This window comes from Mycobacterium sp. E735, from assembly GCF_001666955.1.
GTDB lineage: Bacteria > Actinomycetota > Actinomycetes > Mycobacteriales > Mycobacteriaceae > Mycobacterium.
In genome coordinates this window covers 17,626-27,977 of record NZ_LZIX01000218.1, presented here as the reverse complement: position 1 = coordinate 27,977, position 10,352 = coordinate 17,626, and the positions used below count along the sequence as shown (strand labels likewise).

Genomic DNA, 10,352 nt, shown 5'->3' with positions numbered 1-10,352 from the left:
ACCGAGGCGATCATCGCGCGGCCTTCAGCTTGGCCAGGTACGCGTGCCGCTGTTGCGCGGCCAGCGCTTCGGCCGCGGCCATCCGGGCCAGCATCGGCGCCCGCCAGCAGTGGCAGATGGCCAACGCCAGCGCGTCCGCGGCGTCCGCGGGAGTCGGCTTCGCTTGCAGCGCAAGGATTTTCGTGACCATCGCGGTCACCTGGGCCTTGTCCGCGGCACCGTTGCCCGTGACCGCGGCCTTGACCTCGCTCGGCGTGTGGAAGTGCACGTCGATGCCGCGCTTGGCCGCCGCCAGCGCGATCACCCCGCCGGCCTGCGCGGTGCCCATCACCGTCGACACGTTCAGCTGGGAGAACACCCGCTCGATGGCGACGACGTCCGGTTGGTGGGTGGCCAGCCAGTGCTCGACGGCATCGCTGATGGCCAGCAGCCTCTCGGCCAGCGGCGCGTCCGACGGGGTCCGCACCACGTCCACGTCCAGCGCGACCACGTTTCGTCCGCGCCCGCTTTCGACCACCGACAGCCCGCATCGGGTCAGCCCGGGGTCGACGCCCATCACGCGCATTGCCCGCTCCCACCTGTAGAACAGCTGTTCGATACCCTAGCGGCCGGGACCGACGGCTCCGCGGAGGACACGCGGCGGTACCGCCGATTCCGGCGCGCGACGTTACAGCGCCGAACTCGCGGAAAAGCTGTTAGCTTTACCCCACGTTCGCTCAAGACAGGTGGCAACGGAAGGGCTCGCGTGGGATCACTGCTGGTCGTTATCGCGATCGTGCTGTTCATCGCGTCCATCGTCGTACTCGTCATCGCTTTGCGACGCCCCAAGCAACCGAGTCCCCCACGCGGCCGCCAGGATCCGCTCTCGTTCAACGCGATGCCGGAATTCGGTCCGCGGCAACTCGGCCCCGGCGCGATCGTCAGCTACGGCGGCGTCGACTACGTCGTGCGCGGATCGGTGACCTACCGCGAGGGCCCCTTCGTGTGGTGGGAGCACCTGCTGGAGGGCGGCGACCAGCCGATCTGGTTCAGCGTCGAGGAGGACGACGGACGCCTCGAGCTGGCGATGTGGGTCAGCCGCAAGGACCTCACGCTGCAGCCGGGCGGCCAGTACGTCGTCGACGGGGTGACGTTTCACGAATCCGAACGCGGGCGCGCCTCGTTCACCACCGAGGGCACCACCGGGCTGCCTGCGGGCGGCGAGATGGAGTTCATCGACTGCGCCAACTCCGATGAGTCCCTACTGCTCTCGTTCGAGCGCTGGGCGCCGGGCATGCCGTGGGAGGTCTCGACCGGCAAACCGGTGCTGACCGGCGAGCTGACCGTGTATCCGGCGCCCCCGCCCCCGTCCTCCTAGGAACGCGCCGGTGCCGCTTCATCAGCTCGCCGTAACTCCTTCGGACGTGTCCGGACAGAAGCTCGGACTCGCGCTCAACGCGCCCGCGCCGCCACCGCTGGCGACCAGCCTGCTGCACCACCCCGACGGCGGTGCGCTGCTGCTCGGGGTCCTCGGCGCGTCGCACGTCGTCACGGTCGAGCACGCCACGGGCCGCTTCTCCGAAGAGGTTTCGTGCACGGCGCGCGGCCTGGGCGTCGACCTGCCGGAACGCACGGCCGCGCCCGGCTACTCCCTGGAGTCGCGCACCGACACCTATGACGAGGGCGCCTTCCGCCGCCTGGCGCGCGACCTTCGTGACCGATGCGCGCGCGAAAAGGGTTGGCTCGGCGGCTCTTTCCCCGGAGACGACGCCGCGCTCACCGCGCTGGCCGCCGAACCCGACGCCGCGGGCTGGCGTTGGCGGACCTGGCACCTGTACCCGCGCAGCCTGGTCGGGTCCGGCGGACAGGTGGTCCACACGACCAGCCGGTGGCACCCGTGAGCCGCAACCGTCTGTTCGTGATAGCCGGCGTGCTCGCCGTCGCCGCCATCGTCTGCCTGGTCTTCGGAATCATCTTGTCGCAGAAGAACATTGCCTCCTACATCGCCGGCCACTATCACGAGTACGCCCACGACGCTAACGGGACGCGCTACGAATGCAGCGGCTCCGCCGACGACGTGGCCGACACGCTCGCCGAGTATCAGGCCCCCGAGGCGCGCGCCGCCAACGGCGACAACGAATACCTGCGCTACAGCAACAACATCGTGACCGTCGGCCCCGACGGCAACCACCCGTGCAGCATCCGCCTGGAAAGCCTGAACGCCGGATACAGCCACGGCGCCTTCATCTTTTTGGGCCCCGGCTTCACGCCCGGCTCCCCCTCGGGCGGCGCCGGCGGCAGCCCGGGTGGCCCGGGCGGAACCAAGTGACCTCTAGCCGGAAACGCAAAGGAGACAAACCATGTACCTCGCGATCGATTTCGGATCCACCAACCTCGGCACGATCACCCAGGGCGTGGTCGCCGTCGTCCTGTACTTCGCGGTCGGCGTCGTCGTCCTGATCGCCGGCTTCCTGATGGTGGACGTCCTCACCCCCGGCAACCTGCGTCAACTGGTGTTCATCGACAAGCGCCCGAACGCCGTCGTCCTCGCCTCGGCCATGTACATCGCGCTGGCCATCGTCATCATCAGCGCCATCGCCAGCAGCTACAGCCAGCTGGGGCAGGGACTCGTCGGCGTGGCGGTGTACGGGTTGGTGGGAGTCGTGCTGCAGGGCGGGGCGCTGCTGATCCTGCAGATCGCGGTGCCCGGTAAGTTTCGCGAGCACGTCGACGAGCCCGAGCTGCATCCGGCCGCTTTCGCCACGGCCACCATGCTGGTGGCCGTGGGAGGAGTGATCGCCGCCGCCATCTCATGACCTCGACGGAGAGCCGGCCACAGCCGTCGGTCGCCTCGACGCCGCTGCCCGGGCGGTGGCGGGCCGTCCTGCTGGCCGCCGTCGCGGCGTGCGCGGCGTCCGGCATCATCTACGAACTCGCTCTGCTGACGCTGGCGGCGAGCCTGAACGGCGGCGGCATCGTTGCCACCTCGTTGATCGTCGCGGGCTACATCGCCGCGCTCGGCGTGGGCGCCCTAGTGGTCAAGCCGCTCCTGGCGCACGCGGCGATCGCGTTCGTCGCGGTCGAGGTGCTGCTGAGCATCGTCGGCGGCCTGTCCGCCGCGGCGCTCTACACGGTGTTCGCGTTCATCGACGACGAGTCGATGTGGATGCTGGCGCTGGGCACGGCCCTGATCGGTGGGCTGGTCGGAGCCGAGGTGCCGCTGTTGATGACCATGCTGCAACGCGGCCGCAGCGGCGAGGCGCCCGACACCGGCCGGACGCTGGCCAACCTCAACGCGGCCGACTATCTCGGTGCGCTGCTCGGCGGCCTGGTGTGGCCGTTCCTGCTGCTGCCGCAGCTGGGCATGATCCGCGGCGCGGCGGCCACCGGCATCGTCAACCTGCTGGCCGCGGCCGTCGTGGCGATTTTCGTTCTGCGCCGGGTGGTTTCGGCCCGGCAGCTGGCGATGGCGCTGTGCGCGCTCGCCGCGGCGCTCGCGCTGCTGGCCACGCTGCTGGCGCGTTCGGCCGACATCGAGACGACGAGCAGACAACGGCTCTACGCCGACCCGATCATCGCCTACCAGCACTCGGCCTACCAGGAGATCGTGGTCACCCAACGCGGCAACGACATGCGGCTCTACCTGGACGGCGGCCTGCAGTTCTCCACCCGGGACGAGTACCGCTACACCGAAAGCCTGGTCTACCCCGCCCTGGGGGGAGGCGCCCGATCAGTCCTCGTGCTCGGCGGCGGCGACGGGTTGGTGGCCCGCGAACTGCTGCGGCAGCCGGGCATCACCAAGATCGTGCAGGTCGAGCTCGACCCCGCGGTGATCCAACTGGCGCGCACCACCATGCGCAGGGCCAACGGCGGCTCGCTGGACAGCCCGCGCGTCAAGGTGGTGATCGACGACGCGATGCGCTGGCTGCGCTCGCCGCACCCGGACGTCGTACCGCCCGGGGGTTTCGACGCGATCATCGTCGACCTTCCCGACCCGGACACCCCGGTTTTGGGCCGGCTCTATTCGACGGAGTTCTACGCGCTGGTCGGCCACGCGCTCGCCGCCGACGGGCTCATGGTCGTGCAGGCCGGCAGCCCGTTCTCGACGCAGACGGCGTTCTGGCGCACCACCTCGTCGATCCGCACGGCCGGCTATGCCGTGACGCCGTACCACGTCTATGTTCCGACGTTCGGCGACTGGGGATTCACGCTGGCGCGCCGCGGGTCCACGCCGCCGGCACCCACCGTGCCGCCCAACGCTCCCCCGCTGCGCTACCTCAATCAGCACGTGCTGGACGCCGCCACAGTGTTCCCCGACGACACCCGCCCACGCGCTTTGGACCCGTCAACGCTGGACAATCCGCGCATCGTCGAGGACATGCGGCACGGATACGACTAGGCCCGAGGGCGACGACCTGTGCCGGCCGGTCAGTCCTCGTCGAGCGCGGCCAGAACCTCGTCGGACAAGTCGACGTTGGTCCAGACGTTCTGCACGTCGTCGCTGTCCTCCAGGGCGTCGACGAGCTTGAACACCTTCCGGGCGCCGTCGACGTCCACCGGCACGCTGACCGAAGGTTGGAAGCTGGCCTCCGCGGACTCGTAGTCGATGCCGGCATCCTGCAGGGCGGTCCGCACGGCGACCAAATCTGTTGGCTCCGAGATGATTTCGAAGCTCTCACCCAGGTCGTTGACGTCCTCGGCGCCCGCGTCCAGCACGGCGGCCAGCAGGTCGTCCTCGGTCAGGCCGTTCTTCTCCAGCGTGACGACGCCCTTGCGGGTGAAGAGATAGGACACCGAGCCGGGGTCGGCCATCGTGCCGCCGTTGCGGGTCACCGCCACCCGGACCTCGCCGGCCGCGCGGTTCCGGTTGTCGGTCAGGCATTCGATCAGCACCGCCACGCCATTGGGCCCATAGCCCTCGTACATGATCGTCTGGTAGTCGGCGCCGCCGGCTTCCTCGCCGGCGCCGCGCTTGCGGGCGCGCTCGATGTTGTCGTTGGGCACCGACGTCTTCTTCGCCTTCTGGATGGCGTCATACAGCGTCGGGTTGCCCGCCGGGTCCCCGCCGCCGGTACGGGCGGCGACCTCAATGTTCTTGATCAGCCGGGCAAACTCCTTGCCCCGGCGCGCGTCCTTGACGGCCTTTTGGTGCTTGGTGGTGGCCCACTTGGAATGGCCGCTCATCGGTGTCTCTTACCTCTTCTGTGTTCGAAAGTTCGCCAGACGAGTCTACGTGCACGCTTGCTCGCGCCCGACCGGCCGCTGCCCTTGCGGCTCAGCCGCCCCAGCAGTCACAGGAACCCGGGCATATCCGCCTCCGCGAATGTGATATCGCCCGCGCTATCGATTTTTGGGGACCACCTCATCCCCGGGGAACCGCATCGGGTGTGCGCTCACGGCGCCAATCCCGCCGATTTCCCACCCTGGACGCACGCTGAGAGCCCTCGGCGCACACCCGACCCGCAATAGCGGCGACGGCCCGGTGCGTCAGGCGTGCCCGTTGACGACGTCCACGAAGAGCTGGTGGACGCGGCGATCGCCGGTCATCTCGGGGTGAAACGCCGTCGCCAGGTTTCTGCCCTGCCGCACCGCGACCGGGTGCCCCGACGCTTCGGCCAGCACCTGCACGCCCTCCCCGGCCCGCTCGACCCATGGGGCGCGGATGAACACCGCGCGCACCGGGCCGTCCAGACCGGCGAACGGTATGTCGCCCTCGAACGAATCGACCTGGCGGCCAAAAGCGTTGCGCCGCACGGTCATATCGATCGCCCGCAGTGGCAGCGCCTCGCGCCCGCCCGCGCCGGCGTCCAGGATCTCGCTGGCCAGCAGGATCATGCCCGCGCACGCGCCGTAAGCGGGCAGCCCGTCGGCCAGCAGCCCGCGCAGCGGTTCGAGCAGGTCCAGGTCGAGCAGCAGGTGGCTCATCGTGGTGGACTCCCCGCCGGGAATGACCAGGCCGTCGACCTTCTCCAGCTCGGCGCGGCGCCGCACCGGCATCGAATCCGCCCCGGCCTCGCCCAGCGCGGCCAGGTGCTCGCGGGTGTCGCCCTGCAGCGCCAGTACGCCGATGCGCGGCGCGTTCACTGCGCGGTCGGCTGAAACCCGCGCTGGAAGCGAGTCAGCCCCTCCTGCATGACCGCCGCCACCATCTCACCGGATTGGGTGAAGATCTTGCCTTGGCACAGCGAGCGCCCCCCGCTGGCCGACGGAGACGACTGGTCGTAGAGCAGCCACTCGTCGGCCCGGAACGCCCGCATGAACCACATCGCGTGGTCCAGGGACGCGACCTGCAGATGCTCGCGGACGTCGAGGTGGTTGACCTGCGCCGATCCCAGCAAGGTGAGGTCGCTCATGTAGGCCAGCGCGCAGATGTGCAGCACCGGGTCGTCGGGCAGCGGGTCGCGGTGGCGGAACCACACCTGCTGCTGGGAGGCCTTGCCGGGCAACAGCTGCAATTGGTCGCGCGGCACGATGCAGACGTCCCACTCCTCGAACTGCTTGAAGCCGGCGTCGTCGAACACCTTGATCGAGTCCAGGCCGGGCAGCCCGTCGGGAGGCGGCGCGGCCGGCATGACGTCCTGGTGGTGGATGCCCTCCTGGTCGGTCTGGAAGGACGCCCCCATGCTGAAGATGATTTCGCCGTGCTGAATGGCGTTGACGCGCCGGGTGGCGAACGAACCGCCGTCGCGGGTGCGTTCCACGATGAAGACCGTGGGCTCGTTGGCGTCCCCGGGCCGCAGGAAATAGCCGTGCAGCGAGTGCACCTGGTAGCGCGGGTCTACGGTGCGCACCGCCGAGACGAGCGACTGCCCGGCGACGTGGCCGCCGAACGTGCGCTGGAAATATCCCGACTCGGGGCTGAACACCCGGCCGCGGTAGATGTTGACCTCGAGTTGCTCCAGATCAAGGATCTCTTCGATCGCCACCAACAGCCCCCGGCTTACCAGCCGCGTTCGGCCAGCCGATGGGGCTGCGCGATCTGCTCGACGTTGATGCCCACCATGGCCTCGCCCAGCCCGCGCGACACCTTGGCCAGCACGTCCGGGTCGTCGTAGAAGGTGGTCGCCTTGACGATGGCGGCCGCGCGCTGCGCGGGATCCCCGGACTTGAAGATCCCAGAGCCGACGAACACCCCCTCGGCCCCGAGTTGCATCATCATCGCCGCGTCGGCCGGCGTGGCGATGCCGCCGGCGGTGAACAGGGTGACCGGCAGCTTGCCGGCCCGGGCCACCTCGACCACCAGCTCGTAGGGCGCCCGCAATTCCTTTGCGGCGACGAACAATTCGTCTTCCGACATCGAGGTCAGCCGGCGGATCTCGCCGCCGATGGCCCGCATGTGTGTGGTGGCGTTGGAGACGTCCCCGGTGCCGGCCTCGCCCTTGGACCGGATCATCGCCGCGCCCTCGCTGATGCGCCGCAGCGCCTCGCCCAGGTTGGTCGCGCCGCACACGAACGGCACGGTGAACTTCCACTTGTCGATGTGGTGGGTGTAGTCCGCGGGGGTGAGCACCTCGGATTCGTCGACGTAATCCACGCCGAGGCTCTGCAGGATCTGCGCCTCGACGAAGTGGCCGATGCGCGCCTTGGCCATCACCGGGATGGTCACAGCGGCGATGATGCCCTCGATCATGTCGGGGTCGCTCATCCGCGACACCCCGCCCTGGGCGCGGATGTCGGCGGGCACCCGTTCGAGCGCCATCACGGCGACGGCGCCGGCGGCCTCCGCGATGCGGGCCTGCTCCGGGGTGACGACGTCCATGATGACGCCGCCCTTGAGCATCTCGGCCATGCCGCGTTTGACCCGCGCCGTTCCCGTCTGATTGGCCTGGCTGGACTGTCCGCCGCTCTCCACTAGTTCCCGCTCTCCTTGAACCATCGGGCTTCCACTCTAGTGGTGGGAACAAACCGGTTTTGCCGCCGCTTCCATCAGTCACGCCAAGCGCCTGCGACGCGCGTCACATTGTGTTAAAAATTGCGTCAGCTATTTGCACAACCGCTGCTGCTGGTGCGAATCCCTGGGCGGGCAACCAAGGTCCCACCGGCCGAGGCGGTTGGCCGAGAAGAGGTCTCGGGTGTTGCCGGATTACGTGCTGTTGCCGCCGGAAATCAATTCGGCGCGGATGTACGCGGGGCCCCGCTCGGGGACGATGTGGGCGGCGGCGGCCGCCTGGGACGCGTTGTCCGCCCAGCTGGCGTCGGCCGCGAGTTCCTTCGAATTGACGGTCTCGACCCTGACCGGCGGCCCATGGCAGGGCCCCGCGTCGATGACGATGGCCACGGCCGCCGCCCCGTACGTGCAGTGGCTGACCGCGACGTCGGGGCAGGCCGAGCTGGTGGCCAACCAGACCCGGTTGTCGGCCGCGGCGTTCGAGGTGGCGTTCACCGCGACGGTGCCGCCGGAGGTCATTGCGGCCAACCGGGCGCTGCTGATGTCGCTGATCGCGACCAACATCCTGGGCCAGAACACCGCGGCGATCGCGGCGACCGAAGCGCAGTACGCCGAGATGTGGGCCCAGGACGTGGCCGCGATGACCGCCTACGACGCCAGCATCAAGTCGGCCGAGGCGACGTGGACGCCGTTCAGCAGCCCGCCCCTCACCCTGACCAGCCTGCCCACCCCGACGTTCACCTCCTTCGGCCAGGAACTCCTCCAGACGCTCAGCCAGTCGCTGACCCAGCAACTGATGAACCCGATGACGCAGCTGCAGATGCTTTCCACACCCGCCCAGTTCGCGATGGAACCGATGAACACGGTGATGGGCCAGCTGATGTCCAGCACCAATCCGCTGCTGGGCGGCGCCGGCAGTCTCCCCGCGATGGATCCGGTCCTGGCGTCCACGGCAAGTCCGGGCGCCGGCGGCCCCAGCCCCATCGCCGCCCAGCTCGCCGGGCGCCTCGTCTCGGTGAACGCGGGCCGGGCCGGCTCGATCGGGGCGCTGTCCGTGCCGTCGAGCTGGGCCGGCGCCGCGGCGCCGGCGACCGTCCCGACTCCGGCCGCCGTGGCTCCCGGCACCCCGATCACCCCCATTTCGGCGAGCCCGGCCACCGCGCCGCACCTGCCCTCCCCCGGCATTCCCGGGCGGGCGACGGCCGCCGTCACCCAGTCGATCGCCGGACCGCGCGAAAGTATCGCCGCGCGCCCGGCGCTGAGTTAGCAAGGCGGAGCGACCATGTCGTTCGTGATCACCGACCCCGACGCGATGGCGACGGCCGCCGACGAGTTGCAAGGGCTCGGCTCGTCCCTGCAGGCGACGAACGCGGCCGTGGCCGGACCGACGACGTCGGTGCTGCCGCCGGCCACGGATTCGGTGTCGGTGCGCGTGGCGACGATGCTCGACGCGCACGCCCAGCAGTACCAGGCGTTCAGCGCCCAGGCGGAGTTGTTCCACAACCAGTTCGTACAGACGCTGATCACCGCGAAGGACGCCTACGCCGAAACGGAAGCCACCAACGCCGCCGCCATGCAGTCGACGACGGGGACGCAGAAAATCGCGCTGATCATGGGCGGCACCGGGAATCCGTCGCCGGACCTGAAGTACATGACGTCCATCCAGCAGGCGTATCTCGCCACCAATTACTCCGACTACACCCTGGTGAGTTTGCGCACCCCCGAACAGTTTTGGCCGATCACCGGGCTCGGCAGCGAGACCTTCGGCAAGTCGGTCTATCAGGGCGTGGCGACGCTGAACTCCGCGATCCTGACTCAAACCGCGGCCGGCAATCACGTTGTGGTCGTTGGGTATTCGCAGAGCGCGACGATCGCCAGCCTGGAGATGCGGTACCTGCAGGCCCTGCCTGCCGCCCTACGTCCGAGTCAGGATCTGCTGAACTTCGTCCTGCTCGCCGACCCGAACAATCCGATGGGTGGCATTCTGACGCACTTCATTCCGGGCTTCGGCGCGTTCCACTTCGCCACCCCGCTCACCACGTCGTATGCGACGTCCATCTTCACGCTGCAATACGACGCGATCGCCAACTTCCCGGCGAACTGGTTGTGGCTTCCGTCGGACCTCAACGCCCTGTTCGGCTTCTTCGACCTGCACCACACGATGCCCTTCGTGTCCGCAGCGCAGGTCGCCGGCGCCATCCAGCAACACGTCGGCAATATGAGCTTCTACTTCATGCAGACCGCGCAGTTGCCGCTGCTGGATCCCATCCGGTGGGTCCCCATCCTCGGCAATCCGGTGGCTGATCTGCTGCAGCCGTTCATCAAACCGATCGTCGATTTCGGCTACTACGCGCCCGGGATTCTGCCCGGCCCGGTGAGCATCGCCGGATCCGTCGGCCAGGGCGTCACGTCCGGAATCGCCAGCCCGCTGGTGCTGGGGTTCCCCCCGCTGGCCTCCAACGGCTTGGCGAGCGGCTTCTAGCCG

General features: G+C 69.0%; 12 protein-coding genes. 7 read left to right on the top strand and 5 right to left on the bottom strand.

Features of this window, described 5'->3' with window-relative positions:
* Window positions 1–10 precede the first annotated feature (10 nt).
* Complete coding sequence (ruvC, locus tag A5704_RS17535; RefSeq protein ID WP_067890135.1) at window positions 11–565, bottom strand: crossover junction endodeoxyribonuclease RuvC; 555 nt, start codon at window positions 563–565, stop codon at window positions 11–13.
* 180 nt (window positions 566–745) lie between these two features.
* Between ruvC and A5704_RS17530 the strand changes: the two genes are divergently transcribed.
* From A5704_RS17530 to A5704_RS17510, 5 genes are read left to right on the top strand one after another with little or no spacing between them, the layout of a single operon-like run.
* Window positions 746–1,357, top strand: a complete 612-nt coding sequence (locus A5704_RS17530; protein WP_067784857.1) for a DUF4178 domain-containing protein — start codon at window positions 746–748, stop codon at window positions 1,355–1,357.
* A gap of 10 nt (window positions 1,358–1,367) precedes the next feature.
* On the top strand, window positions 1,368–1,880 hold the full coding sequence (locus A5704_RS17525) for a DUF2617 family protein (protein ID WP_067751766.1): 513 nt from the start codon (window positions 1,368–1,370) through the stop codon (window positions 1,878–1,880).
* Complete coding sequence (locus A5704_RS17520; RefSeq protein ID WP_067784859.1) at window positions 1,877–2,308, top strand: DUF4247 domain-containing protein; 432 nt, start codon at window positions 1,877–1,879, stop codon at window positions 2,306–2,308. Before A5704_RS17525 ends, A5704_RS17520 begins: the two co-directional genes overlap by 4 nt.
* Before the next feature lie 31 nt (window positions 2,309–2,339).
* Window positions 2,340–2,795, top strand: coding sequence for a DUF350 domain-containing protein (locus tag A5704_RS17515; protein ID WP_067751764.1), 456 nt, complete (start codon window positions 2,340–2,342; stop codon window positions 2,793–2,795).
* Window positions 2,792–4,378: a polyamine aminopropyltransferase gene (locus A5704_RS17510; protein ID WP_067783956.1), complete on the top strand. Its 1,587-nt coding sequence runs from the start codon at window positions 2,792–2,794 to the stop codon at window positions 4,376–4,378. Before A5704_RS17515 ends, A5704_RS17510 begins: the two co-directional genes overlap by 4 nt.
* Window positions 4,379–4,407: 29 nt before the next feature.
* Here the strand turns inward: A5704_RS17510 and A5704_RS17505 are convergent, their stop codons facing one another.
* The 4 genes from A5704_RS17505 to pdxS all read right to left on the bottom strand — a co-directional run bounded on the left by A5704_RS17505 (window position 4,408) and on the right by pdxS (window position 7,831).
* The gene (locus A5704_RS17505) at window positions 4,408–5,163 is read right to left on the bottom strand and encodes a YebC/PmpR family DNA-binding transcriptional regulator (protein WP_067751758.1); all 756 of its coding nucleotides are present in this window, start codon (window positions 5,161–5,163) and stop codon (window positions 4,408–4,410) included.
* Between the two features lie 303 nt (window positions 5,164–5,466).
* Window positions 5,467–6,063, bottom strand: coding sequence for a pyridoxal 5'-phosphate synthase glutaminase subunit PdxT (gene pdxT, locus A5704_RS17500; RefSeq protein WP_067751755.1), 597 nt, complete (start codon window positions 6,061–6,063; stop codon window positions 5,467–5,469).
* Complete coding sequence (gene tesB / locus A5704_RS17495; RefSeq protein WP_067783960.1) at window positions 6,060–6,905, bottom strand: acyl-CoA thioesterase II; 846 nt, start codon at window positions 6,903–6,905, stop codon at window positions 6,060–6,062. Before tesB ends, pdxT begins: the two co-directional genes overlap by 4 nt.
* A 14-nt stretch (window positions 6,906–6,919) precedes the next feature.
* A complete protein-coding gene (pdxS, locus tag A5704_RS17490; RefSeq protein ID WP_156670025.1) occupies window positions 6,920–7,831 on the bottom strand; it encodes a pyridoxal 5'-phosphate synthase lyase subunit PdxS in 912 nt (303 codons plus the stop codon).
* Window positions 7,832–8,051: 220 nt separating this feature from the next.
* Between pdxS and A5704_RS17480 the strand changes: the two genes are divergently transcribed.
* Both A5704_RS17480 and A5704_RS17475 read left to right on the top strand, forming a co-directional pair.
* The gene (locus A5704_RS17480; RefSeq protein ID WP_082950104.1) at window positions 8,052–9,134 is read left to right on the top strand and encodes a PPE family protein; all 1,083 of its coding nucleotides are present in this window, start codon (window positions 8,052–8,054) and stop codon (window positions 9,132–9,134) included.
* 15 nt (window positions 9,135–9,149) lie between these two features.
* Window positions 9,150–10,349 carry a PE-PPE domain-containing protein gene (locus A5704_RS17475; RefSeq protein WP_067751745.1) on the top strand — a complete coding sequence of 400 codons (1,200 nt, stop codon included), beginning with the start codon at window positions 9,150–9,152 and terminating at the stop codon, window positions 10,347–10,349.
* Window positions 10,350–10,352: the final 3 nt, after the last annotated feature.